Consider the following 23177-nt stretch of genomic DNA (forward strand, 5'->3'; position numbering starts at 1 on the left):
CGGAGCGCTTACGGGCCAAGCGGCCAGGTAAGTAAAGGTCTGAATATGTGTGCGACCTTATGTCGCAGTATAGGAAGGACTTGGCCCAATGCCCGTAGGCCTTTAGAGCAAATCGTGCTGTAAAAGGGGTGGCTAATCGCCGGTTCATCTGGCAGGCCGCGTGTGTGTTCCGCCGTGCCGGCCTTTTGCGTAAAATGCCGGCCTTTCGTCATCCACCTCGCGGATCCTAGCGCCATGGGCACTCTTACGGTCAACCAGAACAAACTGCAAAAACGCCTGCGCCGCTTGGCCGGGGAGGCGATTGCCGACTTCAACATGATCGAGGACGGCGACAAGGTGATGGTCTGCCTGTCGGGCGGCAAGGACAGCTACACGATGCTCGATGTGCTGCTGCACCTGCAGAAGGTCGCGCCCATCCAGTTTGAAATCGTCGCCGTGAACATGGACCAAAAGCAGCCCGGTTTCCCCGAAGACGTGCTGCCGGCCTACCTCAAGACCCTGGGCGTGGAATACCACATCGTCGAAAAAGACACCTATTCGGTGGTCAAGGAACTGATCCCGGAGGGCAAAACCACCTGCTCGCTGTGCTCGCGCCTGCGCCGTGGCACGCTCTACACCTTCGCCGACGAAATCGGCGCGACCAAGATGGCCCTGGGGCACCACCGCGACGACATCGTCGAAACCTTCTTTCTCAACATGTTCTTCAACGGCTCGCTCAAGGCCATGCCGCCCAAGCTGCGCGCCGATGACGGGCGCAACGTGGTGATCCGCCCGCTGGCCTATTGCAATGAGCGAGACATCCAGGCCTATTCCGACCTCAAGCAATTTCCGATCATCCCCTGCAACCTGTGCGGCTCCCAGGAGAACCTGCAACGCCAGGTGGTCAAGGACATGCTCCAGGACTGGGAACGCAAGACCCCGGGGCGTACCGAGAGTATCTTTCGCAGCCTGCAAAACGTGATTCCGTCGCAATTGGCCGACCGTAACCTGTTTGACTTCACTGGCCTGAAAATCGACGAGAGCGCCGCATCGCGTTTCGTCAACGTGGTGAACCTTTGAGCGCTGGCCCGGCTCTGTACTGCTGACTCACGGCGCTCACGGGCGCCGTTCTTTATTGGGGAGAGGGCATGCGCGACTACAAGTGGCTGCACGAATACTGTCTGAACCGCTTCGGTTCGGTGGCGCAGTTGGAGGCCCATTTGCCGGTGCCCCTGAGCGAGGCGCAATTGCGCCAGGTCGGCGATGACCGCTACCTGTCCACGCTGGCGCTGCGGGTGTTTCGCGCCGGCCTCAAACACAGCTTGGTGGACGCCAAGTGGCCGGCCTTCGAGCAGGTGTTTTTCGGTTTCGACCCGGAAAAAGTGGTGCTGATGGGCGCCGAGCACCTGGAGCGGCTGATGCAGGACGCGCGGATCATCCGCCACCTGGGCAAACTCAAGAGTGTGCCGCGCAACGCCCAACTGGTGCTGGACATCGCCCACGAATACGGCAGCTTTGGCGCTTTCCTGGCGCAATGGCCGGTGACCGATATCGTCGGGTTGTGGAAGTACCTGGCCAAGCATGGCCATCAACTGGGCGGGTTGTCGGCGCCGCGGTTCCTGCGCATGGTCGGCAAGGACACCTTCGTGCCCAGCAACGACGTGGTGGCCGCCCTCAACGCACAGAAGATCGTCGACAAGGTGCCCACCAGCCTGCGCGACCTGGCCATCGTCCAGGACGCCTTCAACCAATGGCACGCCCAAAGCGGCCGGCCGATGTGCCAGCTCTCCATGATGCTGGCCTACACCGTCAACCACTGATGTTCCCACAGTAGCAAGCAGGCTCGCCTGCGCTGGGGTGCGCAGCAGCCCTGATTCGGGGATCAGCCGAGCGTCGCCACGCCCGGGGCTAGGCCGCTTGCTACAGGGCGGGTTATTCGCCGGCCAAGCGGCGGTTGAGCTGGAAGCGCCAGCGCACATACAGCAGCGCCGAGCAGAACAGCGCCAGGCTGGCGGCCATTTCTAGTACGCCGAACAGTTGGCGGTTGGGGTCGAAGGCGGCGATCGCGCCTTTGATGAAGTACAGGTTCAGCACAAAGCACAGCCACGAATGCCCGCGCGGGCTGCCGCTTATCACGCCGGGGGCCATGATGAGCAAGGGCACCAGTTCGATCAGCAGGATCACCCAGGGCCGGGCGCCGTGCAGGTCCAGCAGGCACAGGTAGAACAGCGCCAGCACCCCCACCAGGGCGAAAAAGCACACCAGGCTCAAGATGCGCGCCAGGCGCACACGCGGTTGCAGCCACTCGATGGTGGGCAGGACTTTCGGCTTCTTAGCCACGGGCGCTCTCCAGCAGCACAGCGGTTTTCGCCAGGCGCAGGCCGAGGGCGCGGCACAGGGCTGTTTCATGCTCGTCCAGGGCGCTCTTGCCGTCGGCACCGGCATGGTGGCTGGCGCCGTAAGGCGTGCCGCCGGCGCGGGTTTCCAGCAGCGCCGATTCGCTGTAGGGCAGGCCGGTGATGAGCATGCCGTGGTGCAGCAGCGGCAGCATCATCGACAGCAGGGTGGTTTCCTGGCCGCCGTGCAGGCTGGCGGTGGAGGTGAACACGCCTGCCGGTTTACCCACCAGGGCGCCGGTGAGCCACAGGTTGCTGGTGCCGTCGAGGAAGTATTTGAGCGGCGCGGCCATGTTGCCGAACCGGGTCGGGCTGCCCAGGGCCAGGGCCGCGCAGTTTTTCAGATCGTCGAGGCTGGCGTACAGCGCGCCTTCGGCGGGGATGGCCGGGGCCACCGCTTCGCATTCGCTGGAGATGGCCGGCACGGTGCGCAGGCGCGCCTCCAGGCCACCTTGCTCGATGCCCCGGGCGATCTGCCGGGCCATTTCGTGGGTTGAGCCGTTGCGGCTGTAATACAGAACCAGAACGTAGGGCGCGGTCACGGCAACAGCTCCAGGATGGCTTCAGGCGGGCGGCCGATCACGGCTTTGTCGGCGGTTTCCAGGATCGGCCGCTCCATCAGCTTGGGGTGTTGGGCGATGGCGGCGATCAGTTGCGCCTCGCTCAGGCTGGCGTCGGCCAGGTTCAGGCTCTTGTACTCGTCTTCGCCGGTGCGCAGCAGTTGCCGGGCGCTGATCCCAAGCTTGCCCAGCAGGCCCTGCAATTGCGCGGCGTTGAGCGGTTCTTCGAGGTACTTGACCACGGTGGGCGCAAGGCCCCGGGCCTGGAGCAGTTCGAGCGCACCGCGCGATTTCGAGCAGCGCGGGTTGTGATAAAGCGTCAGATCGGTCATGTGCGGGTCGCATCTTGCGTAAGGTGGCGGCTATTCTACCTGCGCGACGCAGCGTCCTGAACCTTTGGCGGTGCGGCATATTCACTTTCGGGCTTAAGGATCGACACATGACAAGGCGACTGGCGGCGGCATCGGCGCTGTTGTGCACCCTGCTGCTGGGCGGCTGCGGTAATGACTACGGCGTGGATCAGGCGGGCAACAAGGTCGCGGCCGAGCGCTTGGACAAGCAGTGGCTGGTGCTTAACTACTGGGCCGAATGGTGCGCCCCGTGCCGCACCGAAATCCCCGAACTCAACGCCCTGGCCGAACAGCTCAAGGGCCAATCGGTGGAAGTGTTCGGCGTCAACTTCGACAACGTGCAGGGCGCCGAACTCAAAAGTGCTAGCGACAAACTGGGTATCAAGTTCACCGTACTGGCCCAAGACCCCGCGCCATTCTTCGGCGTACCCCGCAGCCAGGCCCTGCCGGTGACCTACATCATCGACGACCAGGGCAAGGTGCGCGAACAACTGCTGGGCGAACAAACCGCCGCAGGCGTGTTGGCGAAGATCAAAGCGCTACGCGCAAGTGGCAGCTAAGCGCAGTTGCGAGCGGTTAGCGGCAAGCTGCAAGTTAAGGCGCTTCAACCTTGTAGCTTGCCGCTGCTGTCAGCTTTCCTCCAACCACCAACGCAGCGGTTTGCCTTGGGCGGGCCAGAAGCGCAGTTGGTCGATGGGCGAGATGTCCCAGCGCTGTACGGTTTCCAGGGATTTGAGGAAGCGTTGTTCCTGCTCCATCAAGGCTGGGGCGCACAGTTTGCGGGTGCTGCCGACTTTGCCGAAGCTGAGTTTTTCACCGTCCAGGCTGTACGGCGCGAACCAGTGGTTGCAACCGGCGGTGCCATAGGCGCGGCCGTCGGCGCCGAGGGTGATGGTCAGGTGGCTGCGGTCGATCAGCGGCCTTTCGCCGATCCACTCCAGCAAGTAACTGCGGTCCTGTTGCAGCTTCACCGGTTCGGCGGCGCAGCCTAGCAGGCTGGCGCCGAACACGGCGATCCAGGCCGCACGTTTCATGGGCGAGCCTGCTGGCATTTTTGGCACAGGTGCTTTTCCCCTTCGCTGCTCCAGCCCAGTTCGGCGATGCGCGCCGTGGCGGCAGGTTTTTGCGCCTTGGCGCCGAGCTTGGCGTCCACCGCGAATTCAAAGTCCAGGGTGGCGGCACAACCGTCGCAGTTGACCTGCCAGGTGTGGATCGCCAGTTCGCCGAATGCCGGGCCCTGGGTCATGGCCACCCATTGGCCCATGGGCTTGAGCAGGTGGCGCACGTTGTCGACGGTCAGGCGCATGTGCAGGCTTTTGCTGCCCTTGAGGGTTACCAGCAGCACGTCGTTCTGCCGGATGGCGCCGCCCTGGCCGGTGACCTGGTAGCGGCCGGGCATCAGGGCGCGGACTTCGGTCAGGGTGTGCTGCGGGTTCATCAGTGTGTAGCGGAAATCGTGTTCGGCCATGGGTCCTCCAGATAGGCCCGGTATGCTAGCACGCTGACCTCATCTGGCGACTGGCCCGTGCGACCTTCGATCCGGCGGGCCGCGCCCTTTCAGCCTTCGACCAGGTTTTGCGGGGTGCCGCCAGCCCACGCGGCGATGTTGTCCAGGGTAGTTTGGGCGATGGCGGCCAGGGCTTCACGGGTGAGGAAGGCCTGGTGGGCGGTGACGATCACGTTGGGGAAGGTCAGCAGCCGCGCCAGCACGTCGTCCTGCAACGGCAGGTCGGAGCGGTCCTCGAAGAACAACTGGGCTTCTTCTTCATAGACGTCCAGCCCCAGGTAGCCCAATTGGCCGTCCTTGAGGGCGTCGATCAGCGCGGGGGTGTCCACCAGGCCGCCGCGGCCGGTGTTGATGAGCATCGCCCCGGGCTGCATATGGGCCAGGGAGTCGCGGTTTATCAGGTGTTTGCTCTGGGCTGTGAGCGGGCAGTGCAGGCTGATGATCTGCGCCTGGGCCAGCAGTTCGGGCAGGCTCAGGTAGCGCGCGCCGAGGGCCAGCACCTGGGGGTTGGGGAAGGGGTCATAGGCCAGCAGTTGGCAGCCGAACCCGGCCATGATCTTGGCGAAGGTGGCGCCGATCTGCCCGGTGCCGACCACGCCCACGGTCTTGCCCACCAGGTCGAACCCGGTCAGGCCATGGAGGCTGAAATCGCCTTCGCGGGTGCGGTTGTAGGCGCGGTGCAGGCGCCGGTTGAGGGCCAGGATCAAGGCCACCGCGTGTTCGGCCACGGCGTGGGGCGAGTAGGCCGGCACGCGCACGATGCTCAGCCCCAGGCGTTTGGCCACGGCCAGGTCGACGTGGTTGTAGCCGGCCGAACGCAGGGCGATCAGGCGCGTACCGCCGGCGGCCAGGTGTTCGAGCACCGGGGCGCTGAGGTCGTCATTGATGAAGGCGCACACCACTTCGTGGTGTGCGGCCAGGGCCACGGTGTCCAGGCTCAGGCGTGCGCTCTGGAAGTGCAGCTCCACGCCGGGCGGCAGGGCGGCGGCGAGGAAGCTGTCGCGGTCGTAGGTTTGGCTGCTGAAGAGGAGGGTGCGCATGGGGGGAATCCTTATCCGTGTGAAGGCCAAGTGAGAGCGAGCCTGCTCGCCGTAGCGGTTGTTCATTTAGCGGCTCGGTTGCCCGGTACAGCGCCATCGCGAGCGGGCTCGCTCCCACTGGGGGCCAAGGGGGGCCATCAGGCACTCAACCGCGCCTGGTTGGCGAGGCGGCAGATGGCGCCATCCAGTTCATCCAGGGCGGCAAAGGCCTTGGGGTCTTCCTGTTTGAGCAGGGTTTCGCTGCGCTGGCAGGCCGCGCGCAATTGCGGGACGCCGCAGTAGCGGGTGGCGCCGTGCAGGCGATGGACGCGCTCGATCAGCGCGTTCTGGTCATGGGTTTCGCGGGCGATGCGGATGGCTTCGCGGTCGGCCTCAAGCGAGGCTAGCAACATGGCCAGCATATCGGCCGCCAAATCGCCCTTGCCGGCAGCCAGGCGCAGGCCTTCTTCGTGGTCGAGGATTTGCAGGTCGGTGGCGTGGCCGTGGTGTTCGTGCTGGCGTTCCTGGCCCTGGCTGCGCAGGGCCAGGCCGGTCCACTTGAGCACCACTTGGGCCAGTTGCCGCTCGCTGATGGGTTTGGTCAGGTAGTCGTCCATGCCGCTTTGCAGCAGGGCGCGTTTTTCGTTGGCCATGGCGTGGGCGGTGAGGGCGACGATGGGCAGCGGCGTGCTGTGGCGCTGGTTTTCCCACTGGCGGATCACTTCGGTGCTCTGGCGCCCGTCCATGCCGGGCATCTGCACGTCCATCAGCACCAAGTCGAAGCTTTCGTTCTGTACGGCCTTGACCGCTGCGTAGCCGCTGTCCACGGCCAGCACCTTGGCGCCCATGTCTTCGAGCAGGGTCTGCACCAGCAGCAGGTTGGCCGGGTTGTCATCGACACACAGCACTTTCGGCGCACGGCTGGACATCGGCTCCCCCGGCTCGCTGCGCAGGCGCTGCGGGTTGACCAGGTCGGCCAGGGCCCGGCGCAGTTTGCGGGTGCACGCCGGCTTGGATTGCAACTGGCTGTGGGGGTTGGGCACCGAGAGGTGGAAGAGGGTTTGTTCGGTGGTGGGGCACAGCACCAGCACTTTGCAGCCCAGGTGTTCCAGATCCCAGATGTGCTGGTTGAGGCGCTCCGGTGGCATGTCCTTGGTGGTGATGCCCAGCACGGCCAAGGCGATGGCCTGGTTGGTCTGATGGGCGCCGGTGACGCCGTTGGTCAGGGCTTCGAGGGTGTTGAACGGGGTCACGTCCAGGCCGCAGTCTTCGAGTTGGTGCTGCAAGGCCTGGCGCGCCAGTTCGTGGTTTTCCAGTACCGCCACGCGGCGCCCCAGCAAGGGCGCGCAAGGCAGGTCTTCGCTGTCGTCGCGGGCCTTGGGCAGGCGCAGGCTGATCCAGAATTCCGAACCTTCGCCGGGCATGCTCTCGACGCCAATCTCGCCGCCCATCTGTTCGATCAGACGCTTGGAAATCACCAGCCCCAGGCCTGTGCCGCCGGGCTGGCGGGACAGCGAGTTGTCGGCCTGGCTGAAGGCCTGGAACAGGGCGCGCACGTCCTGGTTGGACAGGCCGATGCCGGTGTCCTGGATGCTGATGCGCAGTTGCACGCTGTCGTCGTGTTCTTCTTCGAGCATGGCCCGGGCGACGATGGTGCCGGTGCGGGTGAACTTGATCGCGTTGCTCACCAGGTTGGTGAGGATCTGCTTGAGCCGCAGCGGGTCGCCCACCAGCGACAGCGGCGTGTCGCGGTACACCAGGCTGACCAGTTCCAGTTCCTTGGCATGGGCGGCCGGGGCGAGGATGGTCAGGGTGTCTTGCAGCAGGTCGCGCAGGTTGAAGGGGATGCTGTCGAGCACCAGTTTGCCGGCCTCGATCTTGGAGAAGTCGAGGATCTCGTTGATGATCCCCAGCAGGCTGTCGGCGGATTTCTCGATGGTGCCCAGGTAGTCGAGTTGGCGCGGGGTCAACTCGCTTTTTTGCAACAGGTGAGTGAACCCCAGGATGCCGTTGAGGGGCGTGCGGATTTCGTGGCTCATGTTGGCCAGGAATTCGGATTTGATACGGCTTGCTTCCAGGGCTTCCTTGCGCGCCAGGTCCAGCTCGATGTTCTGGATCTCGATGGTTTCCAGGTTCTGGCGCACGTCTTCGGTGGCCTGGTCGATGCTGTGCTGCAGTTCTTCCTGGGCATTTTGCAGGGTGCTGGCCATGCGGTTGATGCCCGAGGCCAGCTCATCCAGCTCCTGGCTGCCCAGGGCCGGCAGGCGCGTATGCAGGTTGCCGTCCTTGAGTTGGGCCACGGCGTGCTTGATGCGGCTCAGCGGCTGGTTGATGGTGCGGCTGATGCGCAGCGCCAGCAACGCGGTGCCCAGCAGGCCGGCGCTAATCAGCAGCAGGCTGGCGAACAGGCTGCGGTAGCCGCGCAGCAGCGTGTTGTTGTGGGACAGCTCCACCTCGACCCAGCCCAGGAGGCGGTCGGATTCGTCCGGGATCAGGTCGCCGGCCAGGTTGCGGTGATGGCCGAACACTGGCATCAGGTAGCGGGTGGCATCGTTGCCGGTGACTTGCAGCAGGTGGCCATTACTGCCGCTGGGCGCGGGGTTGAGCATGCTCGGGCCGGCGTGGACCAGTGGGCTGCGGTCGGGCGCCAGGAACGACACCGCGCGCACATCCTTTTGCTCCAGGGCCTGGGTGGCGACGCGTTCCAGCAGTTCGCTGTTGTCGCTGCCCAGGGCTGGCGCCACCAGGGGCGCCAGTTGCTCGGCGATCATCTCGCCACGCTGCAACAGCTGGGTGTGCAGGTCCGAGAGCTGCATCCAGGTGAAGTAGCCCCCCAGCACCAGGGCCATCAGGCTGGTGGGCAGCAGCGTGAGCAACAGGATGCGCCCCTTGATCCCCAGTTTCTTCAGCACTCGACTCTCCCGGTGGGGCGGTATGAAAAGTGGTAGGCGGCCATGCTGGTACACATCCTTGGCGATCTAGCAGGCAATTGCCGCCAATTAACGCCGTTAACGGGTGGCCTGTGCAAGTGTTATGCCTTGGTCCGGGTATGCAGGTTGCTCCTTGGAGGGCAATCTTGAATAATCGCCAACTGAGAATTACTTGCACAGGCCAATGAATCCCATATCTATTGCCCCGCCGCGCATCCTGACCATTGAAGACGACCCCGTGCTGGGTGCCTATGTCCACGAGCACCTGGGCCGCTGTGGCTTTCAGGTGACCTGGTGCCAGAACGGCAGCGAGGGCCTGGAGATCGCGCGCAAAACACCGTTCGACCTGGTGCTGATGGACATCCTGCTGCCGGGCATGAACGGTTTGACGGTGCTCACCCACCTGCGCCAAAGCCATACGCTGCCGGTGATCCTGATGTCGGCCCTGGGGGCCGAAGCCGACCGTATCAGCGGTTTTCGCCTGGGGGCCGACGATTACCTGCCCAAGCCGTTCAGCATGGCCGAGCTGCGGGTGCGCATCGAAGCCATCCTGCGCCGCGTCGCCCTGGATCGGCGCCAGCCGCCCGCGCCACTGTACAGCGAAGTGCAGAGCCTGCGTTTCGACGATGAACTGTGCGACGTGCACTACGGCGAACAGTGGGCCGGGCTGACCCGCAGCGAGTATCGCCTGCTCGAAACCCTGCACCGCAACGCCGACGAAGTGCTGAGCAAGGCCTTCCTTTATCAGCACGTCCTGCAACGCGGCTATGCGCCCCACGACCGCAGCCTGGACATGCACGTCAGCCAGATCCGCCGCAAGCTCAAGGCCATCAGCTACAGCGAGCGCGAAGTGCGCACGGTGTGGGGCAAGGGCTACGTCTTGAGTGCCGTCGATGAAAAGGGCTGACCTGCCGGACCGGCATTCGCTGTTCTGGAAACTGGCGTTTTTGCTGGTGGCCTTCTGCTTGCTGATGATCTGGCTGAGCCTGTCGTGGGGCCGCTACGTGGAGCAGCGCAACCTGTTCCTCTCCGACGAGGCCCGCGTCACCCTCAGTGGCTATGCGGCCGAGGCTGAGCACGCCTGGCTCAAGAGCGGCGCCGAGGCATTGGACGCCTGGCAACTGGAAATGGCCGAGCGGGAAAACACCTGGGTCGGGGTTGTCGGCAACGACCTGCAAACCCTGAGCAATTACCCGCCGACCCACCAGCAAAGCCAGCACATGACCTTTTTGCGCGGCCTGGACTGGCCCATGAGCAGCCGCGCCCGCCGTGCGCCTTGGCTGAAAATCCCGTTCCCCAACGACCCCAGCCAGGGCAGCCTGGTGATGGAACTGCCGCAGCGCTTTTTGCCCGGCCAATACCGCGTGGCCTGGCGGGTGGTTACCAGCGGCGTGATCCCCGGCCTGTTCACCTTGCTGCTGTGCGTGGGCCTGTACCGCATGCTCATCCTGCCCCTTAACACCTTGCGCGAGCAGGCCAACGCCTGGCGCGCCGACCAACTCAGCGCGCGTTTGCCGGCGCGGGCCCTCAACCGCGCCGATGAGCTGGGCGAGTTGGGGCGGGCGTTCGAGCAGATGTCCGAACGCCTGCAAAGCACGGTGGCAGTGCAGCAGCAATTGCTGCGTGACCTGTCCCACGAATTGCGCACGCCCCTGAGCCGCCTGCGGGTGGCCAGCGAAAGCGAAGAAGACCTGATGCGCCTGCGCGAGCGCATCGGCCGGGAAGTCGACGGCATGCAGCGCCTGGTGGATGACACCCTGCAACTGGCCTGGCTCGACACCGAGCGCGCACCGTTGCCGGAGGAAGACATCCAAGTCCAGGCGTTGTGGGAGATGCTCTGCGAAAACGCCAGCTATGAACGGGCCTGGCCCCCGGCTCAATTGCAGTGCTCGGTGGACGCCTCCTGCTGGGTGCGCGGGCACCTCAACACCCTGGCCCAGGCTCTGGAAAACATCCTGCGCAATGCCATTCGCCATTCTCCGGCCAACGGCATTGTTAGCCTGGCGGCACAGCGCGAGGGCGACTACTGGCACTTGTGGTTGCAGGACGAAGGCGGCGGCGTGGCCCAAGAGGACCTGGAGCGGATGTTCGACCCCTTCATCCGCCTCGACGGCTCACGCCCCGGCGACGGCGGTTTCGGCCTGGGCCTGAGCATCGCCCGCAACGCTGTGCAGCGCCAGGGCGGCAGCTTGTGGGCGGAAAACGCCGAGCGTGGCCTGCGGGTGCACATGAAATTGCGCGCACGGGTGGGGTGAAACCTCTGCAACGCTTATTCCCAGATGCCATAAGCACCACACTTTGCGTGATATGGCCTGTGGCGGTTTGCCGGTATGATGTGCGCCCCGCAGTCTGGATTGCGAATACGCCATGACCTTGCAGTACCCCACCATCGCCGATTGCGTCGGCAACACTCCGCTGGTCCGTTTGCAACGCCTGCCCGGCGTCACCAGCAACACCCTGCTGCTCAAGCTCGAGGGCAATAACCCGGCGGGTTCGGTCAAGGACCGGCCGGCGCTGTCGATGATTACCCGTGCCGAATTGCGCGGGCAGATCCACGCCGGTGACACGCTGATCGAGGCGACCTCGGGCAACACCGGGATCGCCCTGGCGATGGCGGCAGCGATCAAGGGCTACAAGATGATCCTCATCATGCCCGACAACTCCAGTGCCGAGCGCAAGGCCGCCATGACCGCCTATGGCGCCGAGCTGATCCTGGTCAGCCAGGAGGAGGGCATGGAAGGCGCCCGCGACCTGGCCCAGCGTATGGAAGCCGATGGCCGTGGCAAGGTGCTCGACCAGTTCGCCAACGGCGACAACCCCGAAGCGCACTACACCAGCACCGGCCCGGAAATCTGGCGCCAGACCGAGGGCGGCATCACTCATTTCATCAGTTCCATGGGCACCACGGGCACCATCATGGGGGTCTCGCGTTACCTCAAGGAGCAGAGCGCCAGTGTGCAGATCATCGGCCTGCAACCGATGGAAGGCTCGGCCATCCCCGGCATCCGCCGCTGGCCGGAAGAATACCTGCCCAAGATCTACCAGGCTGAGCGCGTCGATCGCATCGTCGATATGGCACAAAGCGAAGCCGAGGACGTGACCCGGCGCCTGGCCCGCGAGGAAGGCATTTTCTGTGGCGTGTCCTCGGGCGGGGCGGTGGCGGCGATGTTGCGCCTGTCCCGGGAAGTGGAAAACGCGGTGATGGTGGCCATCATCTGCGACCGAGGCGACCGTTACCTGTCGACCGGCATTTTCGACGCGGCCAACTGATGGCCAAGCACGAGAGAGGCCTGCGCTTCCAGCCCAGTGGCGGCACCAAGGCCCCGCAGGTTCCTACCGGCAAGAAGCAGCGCTTGAGCATCGAACGCCTGGCCAACGATGGCCGTGGCATTGCCTTTGTCGAGGGGCGCACCTGGTTCGTCAGCGGTGCCCTGGCCGGTGAAGAGGTGGACGCCCGAGTGCTGGGCGCCCACGGCAAAGTGGTCGAGGCCCGCGCCGAGCGCGTGCTCAAGGCCAGCGAACTGCGCCGCGCCGAACCCTGCGCCCACGCCGGGCGCTGCGGCGGTTGCAGCGTCCAGCATTTGCCCCACGCCGAACAACTTGCCCTGAAACAGCGCATGTTGGCTGAGCAGTTGTCCCGGGTCGCGGGTGTGCAGCCCGAGGAGTGGGCCGCGCCCCTGAGCGGGCCGGAGTTCGGCTACCGCCGCCGCGCTCGCGTGGCCGTGCGCTGGGACGCCAAGGCCAAGCGCCTGGATGTCGGGTTTCGCGCCGCCGCCAGCCAGGACATCATCGCCATCAGCGATTGCCCGGTGCTGGTACAACCTTTGCAGCCGATCATGAGCCGCTTGCCCGACATGCTCCGGCGCCTGAGCAAGCCCCAGGCCCTGGGCCATGTCGAGTTGTTCAGCGGCTCGTCCATCGCCGTGCTGTTGCGGCACATGGCGCCGTTGGCGGACGCGGACCTGGCGATCCTCCAGGAATTCTGCACCTTCCATGACGCCCAGCTGTGGCTGCACGGCGACGGCGAGCCGCAACCGCTGAACGCGGACGCGACCCTGGGCTATCCCCTGGAGCCCTGGGGCCTGGAACTGGCCTATCGGCCGGGGGATTTTGTCCAGGTCAACGCCGCGGTCAACACCGCCATGGTCGCCCAGGCCCTGCAATGGCTGGCGCCGCAGGCGGATGAGCGGGTGCTGGACCTGTTCTGCGGCCTAGGCAACTTTGCCTTGCCGCTGGCCCGGCAGGTGCGCGAAGTGGTCGCGGTCGAAGGCGTGCAGGCCATGGTCGAGCGCGCGGCGCAGAACGCGGTGAACAACAATCTGCATAACGCGAAGTTTTTTCAGGCCGATTTATCCCAGCCATTGGCGGCTGCCGGATGGGCCGGCGAAGGCTTTTGTGCGGTACTCTTGGACCCACCGCGCGACGGTGCCTTTGAGGTGGTGCGCAAGCTTGCCTCCCTGGGTGCCAAACGTGTGGTGTACGTGTCATGCAACCCGGCCACGCTGGCGCGTGACACACAGGAATTGGTCAAGCAGGGCTACCGGTTAAAACGTGCCGGGATCCTCGATATGTTTCCTCAGACGGCACATGTCGAGGCCATGGCGTTATTTGAAGCGAGCTAGGATGGCTCGTCTGGTCCGACTGGCCCGCCGTTGCACGCTCCCCGCCAGCCCAGCGGGGGCGCAACGGTAGCGAAGGTCAGCGATTTTGACGCATTGAACGTGCGTCGTAGGGAAGGTAAGCAAGATGGTACAGGTGAGAGCACACCAGCCGATCAACACCGACGGCAGTATCAATCTCGAGGCATGGCTCGATCATGCGGTCAGCGTCGATATGGCGCTGGACCGCCAGGCCTTGAAAGAAGCCTGCGAGTTCGCTCGTGAGGCTGAGCAACAAGACAACGCGGCGAAGAATCTGTGGGCCGAGGGGACGTCGAGTTTCCGCACCGGTCTGGAAATCGCGGAGATCCTCGCCGACCTCAAACTCGACCAGGATTCCCTGGTGGCCGCGGTTCTCTACCGCGGCGTGCGCGAAGGCCAGATCCAGCTCCCGGCCGTGAGCCAGCGCTTCGGCCCGGTGGTGGCCAAGCTGATCGACGGCGTGCTGCGCATGGCGGCCATCAGTGCCAGCCTGAGCCCGCGCCAGTCCCTGGTGCTGGGCACCCAAGGGCAGGTGGAAAACCTGCGCAAGATGCTCGTGGCCCTGGTGGACGACGTGCGTGTGGCGCTGATTAAGCTGGCCGAACGCACGTGCGCGATCCGCGCAGTGAAAACCGCCGACGACGAAAAGCGCAACCGCGTCGCCCGGGAAGTCTTCGACATCTACGCGCCCCTGGCACACCGCTTGGGCATCGGCCATATCAAGTGGGAGCTGGAGGACCTGTCCTTCCGCTACCTGGAGCCGGACCAGTACAAGCAGATCGCCACCTTGCTCCACGAACGGCGCCTGGACCGCGAGCGCTTTATCAGCGACGTGATGAACCAGTTGCAGAACGAGTTGCAGGCCACGGGCGTGGACGCCGACATCAGCGGCCGGGCCAAGCACATCTACTCGATCTGGCGAAAAATGCAGCGCAAGGGTCTGGAATTCAGCCAGATCTACGACGTGCGCGCGCTGCGCGTGCTGGTGCCGGAAATGCGCGACTGCTACACCGCGCTGGGCATCGTCCACACCCTGTGGCGGCACATTCCCAAAGAGTTCGACGACTACATCGCCAACCCCAAGGAAAACGGCTACCGCTCGCTGCACACCGCGGTGATCGGCCCCGAGGGCAAGGTGCTGGAAGTACAGATCCGCACCCACGCGATGCACGAAGAGGCGGAGTTGGGCGTGTGCGCCCACTGGCGCTACAAGGGCACCGACGTCAAGTCCGGTTCCAACCACTACGAGGAAAAAATCTCCTGGTTGCGCCAGGTGCTGGAATGGCACGAAGAACTGGGCGACATCGGTGGCCTGGCCGAACAGCTGCGAGTGGATATCGAGCCCGACCGGGTCTACATCTTCACCCCGGATGGCCACGCCATCGACCTGCCCAAGGGCGCGACGCCGCTGGACTTCGCCTACCGGGTGCACACCGAAATCGGCCACAACTGCCGGGGCGCGAAGATCAACGGGCGCATCGTGCCGCTCAACTACAGCCTGCAGACCGGCGAGCAGGTGGAGATCATCACCAGCAAGCACGGCACCCCGAGCCGCGACTGGCTGAACCCGAACCTGGGCTACATCACCACGTCGCGGGCGCGGGCCAAGATCGTCCACTGGTTCAAGTTGCAGGCGCGCGACCAGAACGTCGCCGCCGGCAAGACCCTGTTGGAACGCGAACTGGCACGCCTGGGCCTGCCCCAGGTGGATTTCGACAAGTTGGCGGAAAAAGCCAACATGAAGATCGCCGACGACATGTATGCCGCCCTCGGTGCCGGCGACCTGCGCCTGGCTCAACTGGTCAACCTGGCCCAGCAACTGGTGGAGCCGGAGCGCGGCAACGAGCAATTAGAGCTGATCCCGCGCAAGGCCACCGGCTACAAACCGGGCAAGCGCGGCGATATCCAGATCCAGGGCGTGGGCAACCTGATGACGCAAATGGCCGGCTGCTGCCAGCCGCTGCCGGGGGACGCCATCGTCGGCTACATCACCCAGGGCCGCGGCGTCAGCATCCACCGCCAGGACTGCGCCTCGGTGCTGCAACTGGGCGGGCGCGAGCCGGAGCGGATCATCCAGGTCAGTTGGGGCCCGGTGCCGGTGCTGACTTACCCGGTGGACATCATCATCCGCGCTTACGACCGTTCCGGGCTGCTGCGGGACGTGTCCCAGGTGCTGCTCAACGAGCGCATCAACGTGCTGGCGGTCAACACCCGCTCGAACAAAGAGGACAACACCGCGCTGATGTCCCTGACCATCGAGATCCCGGGGTTGGACGCGTTGGGGCGGTTGCTGGGGCGTATTTCCCAGTTGCCCAACATCATCGAGACCCGGCGTAATCGCACGCCATAAAAAGGGTCGTTTCTGTGGGAGCGAGCCTGCTCGCGATAGCGGTGCTTCAGTCCGGCCGCTATCGCGGGCAGGCTCGCTCCCACAGGTTTTGTGACGAGATTGAATGATGTACAGCCTTGAAGACCTGCTTCACCTCATGGCCCGCCTGCGCGACCCGCAGTACGGTTGCCCGTGGGACATCAAGCAAACCTACGCCAGCATCGTGCCCCATACCCTGGAAGAGGCCTATGAAGTTGCGGACGCCATCGAGCGCGGTGATTTCGATCACTTGCAGGGTGAGTTGGGGGACTTGCTGTTCCAGGTCGTCTATTACAGCCAGTTGGCCCGTGAAGAAGGGCGTTTCGAGTTTGCCGGGGTGATCGACAGCATCACCCGCAAGCTGATCCGCCGCCACCCCCACGTGTTCCCCACCGGGGACTTGTACGCGCCGCTGGACACGCCACGCCTGGACGAAGAACAGGTCAAGCAGCGCTGGGAGCAGATCAAGGCCCAGGAGCGCGCCGAGAAGTCGGCCGCACCGCTGCAACTGTCCCTGCTCGACGACGTGCCCGCCACTTTGCCGGCCCTGTCGCGCAGCGCCAAGCTGCAAAAACGCGCCGCCCAGGTGGGGTTCGACTGGCCGGATGCGTTGCCGGTGCTGGACAAAGTCCGCGAAGAGTTGGACGAAGTGCTCGAAGCGATGGCGCAGAACGACGTTGCGGCCGTGGCCGATGAGCTGGGCGACCTGCTGTTCAGCGTGGTCAACCTGGCCCGCCACCTCAAGGTCGACCCGGAAACCGCCCTGCGTGGTGCCAATGCCAAGTTCGAGCGACGTTTCCGATTTATCGAACAGGCATTGCGCGACACCCAGCGACCCATGGAAGATTGCACCCTTCAAGAGTTGGACGCCCTGTGGGGCGAAGCCAAACGTCAGGAACAGAATTTACCCGGCTGCGGCGCAGCTGCTGGATTGAGTGAGTAAGCACATGAGCATTTCCCTACGCGACCAGTTGCTCAAAGCAGGCCTGGTCAACCAAAAGCAGGCCAAGCAGGTCGGCAAAGAGAAGCAGAAACAGCAGCGCCTGGTGCACAAAGGCCAGGCCGAGGAAGACGACACCCAGCGGCGCCTGGCCCAAGAGGCGCAGGCCGAGAAGGTCAAGCGCGACCAGGAACTCAACCGCCAGCAGCAGGAAAAGGCCGAGCAAAAGGCCCGCGCCGCCCAGGTCAAGCAGCTGATCGAAGTGTCGCGCCTGCCCAAACTCAACACCGAGGACTACTACAACTTCGTCGATGACAAGAAGGTCAAGCGCCTGTCGGTCAACACCCTGATGCGCAACAAGCTCAGCAACGGTGCCCTGGCGATTGTCCACCACGGCGGCGGCTACGAAGTGATCCCCCGCGAAGCGGCGCTGAAAATCCAGGAGCGTGCGCCGGAGCGCATCGTCCAGCTCAACATCCTCACCGAGAGCCAGACCCCGGACGAGGACGACCCGTACGCGGCCTACCAGATCCCCGACGATCTGATGTGGTAACCCCAAACCCCGCCCTGTGCGGGGTTTTTCATGCAGCCAATAAAAAGCCCCGCATGGGGCGGGGCTCTTGGGTGTAGCGCTCGGGCCTAGCTGCCTTTGACAGCCTTGCCGTTAACGTTACCTTCCAACAGCATGATGTTGTATTCCTTGCCGTCGGTCTCGACCTGCTGCAGGCGCACCAGCAGGTAATCCCACTCCTTGGCGAACCAGAGCACGGTGGTGCGCTTGCTCTGTGTCGGGTCGCGCACGCGCTCGACCTTGATCGCGTCAATCTGGCCCGCCTTGGTGTCGACCTTCTCGGAACCCAGCACGCGGAAGTCGTAGGTATCGACTTCGCCATCATCGACCACCTGATAGCTCATGCTTTTTTTGCCGGCCGCCACGTCATGCTGCAAAGCCAACTGGTAGGTGGACTTGTCGACCATGCCCCGGTTGAGCGGCAGCTTCACCGGGTCGCCCCGGTCGGTGCCGGTGACCATCTTGGTTGTCCAGTCGAAATCCAGGTCAGCCTTTTTGGCCTTGCCCAAGCCACCGCGTTCAAAGTGGTAGGACTGGGGCAGCAGGGTGTCCTTGTCCAGGGTCAGGGTGCTTTCTTCGGTGAGGCTGGCGATCATCATCGACGCCTTGAAGCTGAGCTTCCACACGCCATTGGCCTGCTTGGCCAGGCTGCGTTCGGCCGTACCGCTCATGGGCAACTGTTTCCAGTCGGCGGTATAGCTGGCGGAGAAGGGTTGAAGGTCTGCGGCCTGGGCAAGGGGCAGGGCAAGCAGAGCACAAGCGAAGAGCAGGGCGCGACGCATAAAATCTCCTAGTTTCGAATCAAGTGGCCGCTGGCCGCGAGTAACTGACCGTCCAACATGGCGCCCTGTTCACCCAGGCTCAAGCGGCCTTGGGCAAACCAACGCACGGCCATCGGGTAAATCCGGTGTTCCTGGGCGTGAACCCGGTGCGCCAGGCTCTGGGCCGAGTCGTGCAACTCTACCGGGATTACTGCCTGTACGACCAGAGGCCCGCCATCGAGTTCCTCGGTGACGAAATGCACGCTGCAGCCATGTTCGCGATCGCCGGCGTCCAGCGCCCGCTGGTGCGTGTGCAGGCCTTTGTACTTGGGCAGCAGCGAAGGGTGGATATTGAGCAGGCGACCCTGGTAGTGGCGCACGAAGCCAGCGCTGAGAATGCGCATGAACCCCGCCAGCACCACCAGTTTCGGATTGAAGGTATCGATCAGTTCGACCAGTGCGGCATCGAACGCCTCGCGACCCTCGAACGCCTTGTGGTCGAGGGTGCGGGTGGCGATGCCTGCATCGCGGGCGCGTTGCAGGCCGTAGGCATCGGCGCGGTTGGAAATCACCGCGCTGATGCGAACCGGGCTATCGCCGGTCGCGGTACTGTCGATCAGGGCCTGCAAGTTGCTGCCGGTGCCGGAGAGCAGCACCACCACATCACAGGGCTGGGACATCAATGGGCCTTGAGGTTCTTCAGGTCAACCTGGGCGGCGCCTTCGGCGGCCGTGGCGATCTGGCCGATGACCCAAGGCTGCTCGCCAGCTTCGCGCAACACGTTCAGCGCAGTCTCGACGTGCTCTTGGGCCACGCAGATGACCATGCCCACGCCGCAGTTGAGCACGCGGTGCATCTCGGTTTCGTCGACGTTGCCCTGCTGCTGCAACCAGTCGAACACCGCCGGGCGCTGCCAGCTCGCCACGTCAACGATCGCCTGGGCGCCTTTTGGCAGCACCCGCGGAATGTTGTCCAGCAAGCCGCCACCGGTGATGTGGGCCATGGCCTTTACCGCGCCGGTGTCCTTGATGAGCTTGAGCAGCGGCTTGACGTAGATGCGGGTCGGGGCCATCAGCAGTTCGGTCAGCGGCTTGCCGTCGAGCTGGATGTTCTCGATGTCGGCGCCGGCGACTTCAATGATCTTGCGGATCAGCGAGTAGCCGTTGGAGTGCGGGCCGGAGGACGGCAGGGCGAGCAGGGCGTCGCCGGCGGCGACTTTGGAGCCGTCGATGATCTCGGCTTTTTCCACGACGCCGACGCAGAAACCGGCCAGGTCGTAGTCTTCGCCTTCGTACATGCCCGGCATTTCAGCGGTTTCGCCGCCCACCAGGGAGCAGCCGGACAGTTCGCAGCCCGCGCCAATGCCGGTCACGACCTGGGCGGCGGTGTCGACGTTGAGCTTGCCGGTGGCGTAGTAGTCGAGGAAGAACAACGGCTCGGCGCCGCAGACCACCAGGTCGTTGACGCACATGGCCACCAGGTCGATGCCGATGCTGTCGTGCTTGTTCAGGTTCAGCGCCAGGCGCAGCTTGGTGCCCACACCGTCGGTGCCGGACACCAGCACAGGCTGCTTGTAGCCGGCCGGGATTTCGCAGAGGGCGCCAAAACCGCCCAGGCCGCCCATGACTTCAGGACGCGCAGTGCGCTTGGCGACGCTCTTGATGCGTTCGACCAATGCTTCACCGGCGTCGATGTCTACACCGGCGTCCTTGTAGCTCAGGGAGGGTTGCTTGCTCATGATCCAGGCCTTTAGGGGGGGGATTTCTGGGTAACGACCGAACTCAAGGGTTGCGCTGAAAAAGCCGCGGCACGAATGCCATGCGGGAATTTGCGGGCACCCCGGTGTTGCCGGTCTGCGAAGGCGCGCGATTTTATCAGGCTTGAGGGGCAGCGGCCATCCTCGGGCCGACGGCAGGGACATATCGGGTAAAAAAAGCCGCCGATTGTTCCGGTTGGGTTGCCCGGCCGGTGTCTGTATAAGGTATCGCCACTAACAAGCTATCGTTATGACAGCACGAAAACTTCCATCGCTTGTGTGAATGTTTTGCCAGGGGTTGTGGTCACAGCCTTGTTCAATCCTGTTCATGCGCGCTATCGAGCCGCTTATTTGCCGTCGGGAATCGTCCATGGGTCTGCGTAAATTTCTAGTCTTGGGTTGTTTGTCTGTGTTCAGCCTGGTGAGTCATGCCGAAACCCTCAATGGTTTGTATCAAGTGCGCGAGCCGGTCGCCGGGCAAACGCCTCAGGAGCGCGAGCAGGCCACCCAAAAAGCCCTGCAAACCCTGGTGCTGCGCCTGACCGGCGATGCCAAGGCCGCGCAAAGCCCGGGGTTGGCTGAGGTCCGCAAGGACCCGCAGCAGATCATCAGCCAATACGGCTACGACGCCGGGCCGCCGCAAAGCCTGCAGGTGGATTTCGACCCCGTCAGCACCGACCGCGCCCTGCGCCAGGCCGGGCTGTCGTTGTGGGGCAGCAATCGGCCGTCGATCCTGGGTTGGTGGCTGAGTGATAGCGCCGAAGGCTCCACCCTGGTGGGTGACGCCCAAGCCAGCGCCGCGGACCTGCGCCGCGCCGCCCAGCATCGGGGCTTGCCGCTGCGCCTGCCTCTGGGGGATTTGGATGAGCAGATCGTCGCCACCGCCGCCAACCTTGAGGCCACCGACCCGGCACCGCTGCGCGAGGTGTCCGATCGCTACAACGCCGACGCCCTCTTGGCGGTGCATGCCAAAGAAGAAACCCCCGGCCAGTGGCAGGCCAAGTGGCGCCTGTGGCTGGGCGACCAGCGCGAGCAGGGCAGCGCGCAGGGGGCGGATCAAGCGGCCCTGGCCGATGCCGTGCTGTTGGCGGTGAGTGAGCGCCTGGCGCCGCGTTTTGTCGCCAAGCCCGGCACGTCCAGCGAGCAGTTGCTGCAAGTGCAGGGCATGAACCTGGAACGCTACGCCGCCCTGGGTCACTTGCTCGAGCCGTTTGGCGGGCAGTTGTACAGCGTCGAGGGCGACCGCATCGTCTATCGGGTCAATGGCAGCGCCGAGCAGCTCAAGGCGCAACTTGCCCTGGCTCAATTGCAGGAGGTAGCGGCGCCGCCGGCCGCCCCGGTGGCCGAGGGCGGCGTATCGTCAGCCGCCGCACCGACCGCGCAACTGCACTTCAAGTGGTAGGTTTTTCTTTCTTTATATAAGGGCGGGTGGATTCATGGCCGATACGCGGCGTTGGGTGTGGCTTGGCGGGGTGGTCCTGCTGTGTGCGCTGGTTTATCTGTTGCATCCGATCCTGACGCCGTTTTTAGTGGCGTTGCTGTTGGCCTACTTGTTCGATCCGCTGGTGGATCGCCTGGAGAAACTCGGCCTGTCGCGCACCTGGGGCGTGGTGGCGGTGTTTGCGCTGTTCACCTTGATCGTCATGGCGCTGTTGCTGGTGCTGGTGCCGATGTTGGCCAAGCAGTTGCTGCGCCTATATGAATTGGCGCCGCAGATGCTCGATTGGCTGCAGCACTCGGCCATGCCTTGGGTGCAGTCCAAGCTGGGGCTGGCGGACGGCTTCTGGAAGTTCGACAAGGTCAAGGCCGCCATCAGCGAGCACATGGGCCAGACCACTGACATCGTCGGTGTGGTGCTGAGCCAGGCCACGGCGTCTGGCCTGGCGCTGATTGGCTGGCTGGCCAACCTGGTGCTGATCCCAGTGGTGAGTTTCTACCTGCTGCGCGATTGGGACGTGATGATGGCCAAGGTCCGCAGCCTGCTGCCCCGCGATCGGGAGGAGCGGGTGGTATCGCTGGCCGGTGAATGCCACGAGGTACTCGGCGCGTTCGTGCGCGGGCAGTTGATGGTGATGGTGGCCCTGGGGGTGATCTACTCCGCTGGCCTGATGCTGGTGGGGCTGGAGTTGGGCCTGTTGATCGGCATGATCGCCGGGCTGGCGGCCATCGTGCCGTACATGGGCTTCGTGATCGGCATTGGCGCGGCGCTGATCGCCGGGTTGTTCCAGTTTGGCGGCGACCTGTACCCGATGATCGGCATCGTCGCCGTGTTCATGATCGGCCAGGCCCTGGAAGGCATGGTGCTGACGCCGTGGCTGGTGGGCGACCGCATTGGCCTGCACCCGGTGGCAGTGATTTTCGCCATCCTGGCCGGGGGTGAACTGTTTGGCTTCACCGGGATTCTGCTGGCCCTGCCGGTGGCGGCGGTCATCATGGTGCTGGTGCGCCATGTGCACGATTTGTATAAGGATTCGCAGATGTATAGCGGCTCTGAAGACCCCGAGCTCTAACCCCGCACACCGGGGCCTAATGCCTTGCCCGGTTCGCGCCGGGCCATGGCGATCACCGCCCGGTTAACGCAAACCTTTGATTTTGCTTAACGTCTGCTGCATTGTGTGGCCCGCGTCACGGGTATAGACTTTGCAAACTTTTCACAGAGGCCACTAACGGTTCGTTTGGAACTGTTCAGTCAGCATGAAACCGATTCAGCTGCCCCTAGGTGTGCGTCTGCGTGACGACGCCACCTTTATCAACTACTACCCAGGCGCCAATGCCGCTGCACTCGGCTATGTCGAGCGGCTCTGCGAAGCCGACGCCGGGTGGACCGAAAGCCTGATCTATCTATGGGGCAAGGACGGTGTGGGGCGCACCCACTTGTTGCAGGCGGCGTGCCTGCGCTTCGAGCAGATGGGCGAGCCGGCGGTGTACCTGCCCCTGGCCGAGCTGCTGGACCGTGGCATCGAGATCCTCGATAACCTCGAGCAATACGAACTGGTTTGCCTGGACGACCTGCAAGCCGTGGCGGGGCGGGCCGACTGGGAAGAGGCGCTGTTCCACCTGTTCAACCGCTTGCGTGACAGCGGCCGGCGCTTGCTGATTGCTGCCTCCACCTCGCCGCGCGAGCTGCCGATCAAACTGGCCGACCTCAAGTCGCGCCTGACCCTGGCGCTGATTTTCCAGATGCGCCCGCTGTCCGACGAGGACAAGTTGCGTGCCCTGCAACTGCGTGCCTCCCGCCGCGGTTTGCACCTGACCGACGAAGTCGGGCATTTCATTCTTACCCGCGGCACCCGTAGCATGAGTGCGTTGTTCGAGCTGCTCGAACGCCTCGATCAGGCCTCGTTGCAGGCCCAACGCAAGCTCACCATTCCCTTCCTGAAAGAAACCCTGGGCTGGTAAA

General features: G+C 64.2%; 23 protein-coding genes. 13 read left to right on the plus strand and 10 right to left on the minus strand.

Annotated features, from left to right (window positions below):
• Positions 1-234: 234 nt before the first annotated feature.
• Positions 235-1059 (plus strand): tRNA 2-thiocytidine(32) synthetase TtcA, encoded by an 825-nt coding sequence (ttcA, locus tag AC19YT_RS09930; protein WP_500597584.1) that lies wholly within the window; start codon positions 235-237, stop codon positions 1057-1059.
• A gap of 68 nt (positions 1060-1127) precedes the next feature.
• Positions 1128-1799: a DNA-3-methyladenine glycosylase I gene (locus AC19YT_RS09935; RefSeq protein ID WP_500597582.1), complete on the plus strand. Its 672-nt coding sequence runs from the start codon at positions 1128-1130 to the stop codon at positions 1797-1799.
• Between the two features lie 112 nt (positions 1800-1911).
• On the opposite strand, the gene AC19YT_RS09940 is transcribed toward AC19YT_RS09935, so the two are convergent.
• Genes AC19YT_RS09940 through arsC form a run of 3 tightly spaced genes read right to left on the minus strand, consistent with a single transcriptional unit; the run spans position 1912 to position 3267 of the window.
• Positions 1912-2319: a DUF2069 domain-containing protein gene (locus AC19YT_RS09940; RefSeq protein WP_095106870.1), complete on the minus strand. Its 408-nt coding sequence runs from the start codon at positions 2317-2319 to the stop codon at positions 1912-1914.
• A complete protein-coding gene (gene wrbA / locus AC19YT_RS09945) occupies positions 2312-2917 on the minus strand; it encodes an NAD(P)H:quinone oxidoreductase (RefSeq protein WP_095106872.1) in 606 nt (201 codons plus the stop codon). The genes AC19YT_RS09940 and wrbA overlap by 8 nt, the downstream gene beginning before the upstream one ends.
• Positions 2914-3267, minus strand: coding sequence for an arsenate reductase (glutaredoxin) (gene arsC, locus AC19YT_RS09950; RefSeq protein ID WP_095106874.1), 354 nt, complete (start codon positions 3265-3267; stop codon positions 2914-2916). The genes wrbA and arsC overlap by 4 nt, the downstream gene beginning before the upstream one ends.
• Before the next feature lie 107 nt (positions 3268-3374).
• Here arsC and AC19YT_RS09955 point away from each other — a divergent pair, with 107 nt between their 5' ends.
• The gene (locus AC19YT_RS09955; protein WP_095106878.1) at positions 3375-3845 is read left to right on the plus strand and encodes a TlpA family protein disulfide reductase; all 471 of its coding nucleotides are present in this window, start codon (positions 3375-3377) and stop codon (positions 3843-3845) included.
• 69 nt (positions 3846-3914) lie between these two features.
• Here AC19YT_RS09955 and AC19YT_RS09960 read toward each other — a convergent pair whose 3' ends face one another.
• The 4 genes from AC19YT_RS09960 to AC19YT_RS09975 form a co-directional block, all read right to left on the minus strand.
• Positions 3915-4319, minus strand: a complete 405-nt coding sequence (locus AC19YT_RS09960; RefSeq protein WP_095106880.1) for an META domain-containing protein — start codon at positions 4317-4319, stop codon at positions 3915-3917.
• The gene (locus AC19YT_RS09965; protein WP_095106882.1) at positions 4316-4753 is read right to left on the minus strand and encodes a hypothetical protein; all 438 of its coding nucleotides are present in this window, start codon (positions 4751-4753) and stop codon (positions 4316-4318) included. The genes AC19YT_RS09960 and AC19YT_RS09965 overlap by 4 nt, the downstream gene beginning before the upstream one ends.
• Positions 4754-4842: 89 nt before the next feature.
• Positions 4843-5832 carry a 2-hydroxyacid dehydrogenase gene (locus AC19YT_RS09970; RefSeq protein WP_500597578.1) on the minus strand — a complete coding sequence of 330 codons (990 nt, stop codon included), beginning with the start codon at positions 5830-5832 and terminating at the stop codon, positions 4843-4845.
• Positions 5833-5969: 137 nt separating this feature from the next.
• Entirely contained in the window at positions 5970-8723 is a 2754-nt protein-coding gene (locus tag AC19YT_RS09975) for a response regulator (RefSeq protein WP_095106886.1), read from the minus strand.
• Positions 8724-8925: 202 nt separating this feature from the next.
• On the opposite strand from AC19YT_RS09975, the gene AC19YT_RS09980 reads away from it, so the two are divergent.
• From AC19YT_RS09980 to AC19YT_RS10010, 7 genes are all read left to right on the plus strand, one after another.
• Positions 8926-9648, plus strand: a complete 723-nt coding sequence (locus tag AC19YT_RS09980; RefSeq protein WP_500597576.1) for a response regulator transcription factor — start codon at positions 8926-8928, stop codon at positions 9646-9648.
• Positions 9635-10996 (plus strand): sensor histidine kinase, encoded by a 1362-nt coding sequence (locus AC19YT_RS09985; RefSeq protein ID WP_500610169.1) that lies wholly within the window; start codon positions 9635-9637, stop codon positions 10994-10996. Before AC19YT_RS09980 ends, AC19YT_RS09985 begins: the two co-directional genes overlap by 14 nt.
• Before the next feature lie 112 nt (positions 10997-11108).
• Positions 11109-12011, plus strand: a complete 903-nt coding sequence (gene cysM / locus AC19YT_RS09990) for a cysteine synthase CysM (protein WP_500610170.1) — start codon at positions 11109-11111, stop codon at positions 12009-12011.
• Complete coding sequence (gene rlmD / locus AC19YT_RS09995) at positions 12011-13363, plus strand: 23S rRNA (uracil(1939)-C(5))-methyltransferase RlmD (RefSeq protein ID WP_095106894.1); 1353 nt, start codon at positions 12011-12013, stop codon at positions 13361-13363. The genes cysM and rlmD overlap by 1 nt, the downstream gene beginning before the upstream one ends.
• Before the next feature lie 124 nt (positions 13364-13487).
• Positions 13488-15731 (plus strand): GTP diphosphokinase, encoded by a 2244-nt coding sequence (relA, locus tag AC19YT_RS10000; protein WP_095106896.1) that lies wholly within the window; start codon positions 13488-13490, stop codon positions 15729-15731.
• 106 nt (positions 15732-15837) lie between these two features.
• A complete protein-coding gene (gene mazG / locus AC19YT_RS10005; RefSeq protein WP_095106898.1) occupies positions 15838-16692 on the plus strand; it encodes a nucleoside triphosphate pyrophosphohydrolase in 855 nt (284 codons plus the stop codon).
• Between the two features lie 4 nt (positions 16693-16696).
• Positions 16697-17242: a DUF2058 domain-containing protein gene (locus AC19YT_RS10010; protein WP_095106900.1), complete on the plus strand. Its 546-nt coding sequence runs from the start codon at positions 16697-16699 to the stop codon at positions 17240-17242.
• Between the two features lie 86 nt (positions 17243-17328).
• Here AC19YT_RS10010 and AC19YT_RS10015 read toward each other — a convergent pair whose 3' ends face one another.
• From AC19YT_RS10015 to purM, 3 genes are read right to left on the minus strand one after another with little or no spacing between them, the layout of a single operon-like run.
• Complete coding sequence (locus tag AC19YT_RS10015; protein WP_095106902.1) at positions 17329-18042, minus strand: DUF3108 domain-containing protein; 714 nt, start codon at positions 18040-18042, stop codon at positions 17329-17331.
• A gap of 8 nt (positions 18043-18050) precedes the next feature.
• Positions 18051-18701 carry a phosphoribosylglycinamide formyltransferase gene (gene purN, locus AC19YT_RS10020; protein WP_095106904.1) on the minus strand — a complete coding sequence of 217 codons (651 nt, stop codon included), beginning with the start codon at positions 18699-18701 and terminating at the stop codon, positions 18051-18053.
• On the minus strand, positions 18701-19759 hold the full coding sequence (gene purM / locus AC19YT_RS10025) for a phosphoribosylformylglycinamidine cyclo-ligase (protein ID WP_095106907.1): 1059 nt from the start codon (positions 19757-19759) through the stop codon (positions 18701-18703). Before purM ends, purN begins: the two co-directional genes overlap by 1 nt.
• 388 nt (positions 19760-20147) lie before the next feature.
• Between purM and AC19YT_RS10030 the strand changes: the two genes are divergently transcribed.
• From AC19YT_RS10030 to hda, 3 genes are all read left to right on the plus strand, one after another.
• Positions 20148-21179, plus strand: a complete 1032-nt coding sequence (locus AC19YT_RS10030) for a DUF2066 domain-containing protein (RefSeq protein ID WP_500610171.1) — start codon at positions 20148-20150, stop codon at positions 21177-21179.
• A gap of 34 nt (positions 21180-21213) precedes the next feature.
• Positions 21214-22287: an AI-2E family transporter gene (locus AC19YT_RS10035; RefSeq protein WP_095106912.1), complete on the plus strand. Its 1074-nt coding sequence runs from the start codon at positions 21214-21216 to the stop codon at positions 22285-22287.
• Positions 22288-22471: 184 nt separating this feature from the next.
• On the plus strand, positions 22472-23176 hold the full coding sequence (gene hda, locus AC19YT_RS10040; RefSeq protein ID WP_095106915.1) for a DnaA regulatory inactivator Hda: 705 nt from the start codon (positions 22472-22474) through the stop codon (positions 23174-23176).
• The last annotated feature ends 1 nt before the right edge of the window (position 23177 follow it).

The sequence above is a fragment of the Pseudomonas sp. MF08875 genome (genome assembly GCF_059862525.1).

What these genes read in the sequence shown, in the direction of transcription:
- AC19YT_RS09985 (WP_500610169.1), top strand. Translation starts at nt 9,635, where the DNA reads ATGAAAAGGGCTGACCTGCCGGACCGGCATTCGCTGTTCTGGAAACTG.
- purM (WP_095106907.1), bottom strand. Translation starts at nt 19,759, where the DNA reads ATGAGCAAGCAACCCTCCCTGAGCTACAAGGACGCCGGTGTAGACATC.
- arsC (WP_095106874.1), bottom strand. Translation starts at nt 3,267, where the DNA reads ATGACCGATCTGACGCTTTATCACAACCCGCGCTGCTCGAAATCGCGC.
- hda (WP_095106915.1), top strand. Translation starts at nt 22,472, where the DNA reads ATGAAACCGATTCAGCTGCCCCTAGGTGTGCGTCTGCGTGACGACGCC.
- rlmD (WP_095106894.1), top strand. Translation starts at nt 12,011, where the DNA reads ATGGCCAAGCACGAGAGAGGCCTGCGCTTCCAGCCCAGTGGCGGCACC.
- AC19YT_RS10015 (WP_095106902.1), bottom strand. Translation starts at nt 18,042, where the DNA reads ATGCGTCGCGCCCTGCTCTTCGCTTGTGCTCTGCTTGCCCTGCCCCTT.
- relA (WP_095106896.1), top strand. Translation starts at nt 13,488, where the DNA reads ATGGTACAGGTGAGAGCACACCAGCCGATCAACACCGACGGCAGTATC.
- cysM (WP_500610170.1), top strand. Translation starts at nt 11,109, where the DNA reads ATGACCTTGCAGTACCCCACCATCGCCGATTGCGTCGGCAACACTCCG.
- AC19YT_RS09935 (WP_500597582.1), top strand. Translation starts at nt 1,128, where the DNA reads ATGCGCGACTACAAGTGGCTGCACGAATACTGTCTGAACCGCTTCGGT.
- AC19YT_RS09960 (WP_095106880.1), bottom strand. Translation starts at nt 4,319, where the DNA reads ATGAAACGTGCGGCCTGGATCGCCGTGTTCGGCGCCAGCCTGCTAGGC.
- mazG (WP_095106898.1), top strand. Translation starts at nt 15,838, where the DNA reads ATGTACAGCCTTGAAGACCTGCTTCACCTCATGGCCCGCCTGCGCGAC.
- AC19YT_RS09970 (WP_500597578.1), bottom strand. Translation starts at nt 5,832, where the DNA reads ATGCGCACCCTCCTCTTCAGCAGCCAAACCTACGACCGCGACAGCTTC.
- AC19YT_RS10035 (WP_095106912.1), top strand. Translation starts at nt 21,214, where the DNA reads ATGGCCGATACGCGGCGTTGGGTGTGGCTTGGCGGGGTGGTCCTGCTG.
- AC19YT_RS10030 (WP_500610171.1), top strand. Translation starts at nt 20,148, where the DNA reads ATGGGTCTGCGTAAATTTCTAGTCTTGGGTTGTTTGTCTGTGTTCAGC.
- AC19YT_RS10010 (WP_095106900.1), top strand. Translation starts at nt 16,697, where the DNA reads ATGAGCATTTCCCTACGCGACCAGTTGCTCAAAGCAGGCCTGGTCAAC.
- ttcA (WP_500597584.1), top strand. Translation starts at nt 235, where the DNA reads ATGGGCACTCTTACGGTCAACCAGAACAAACTGCAAAAACGCCTGCGC.
- AC19YT_RS09980 (WP_500597576.1), top strand. Translation starts at nt 8,926, where the DNA reads ATGAATCCCATATCTATTGCCCCGCCGCGCATCCTGACCATTGAAGAC.
- AC19YT_RS09955 (WP_095106878.1), top strand. Translation starts at nt 3,375, where the DNA reads ATGACAAGGCGACTGGCGGCGGCATCGGCGCTGTTGTGCACCCTGCTG.
- purN (WP_095106904.1), bottom strand. Translation starts at nt 18,701, where the DNA reads ATGTCCCAGCCCTGTGATGTGGTGGTGCTGCTCTCCGGCACCGGCAGC.
- AC19YT_RS09965 (WP_095106882.1), bottom strand. Translation starts at nt 4,753, where the DNA reads ATGGCCGAACACGATTTCCGCTACACACTGATGAACCCGCAGCACACC.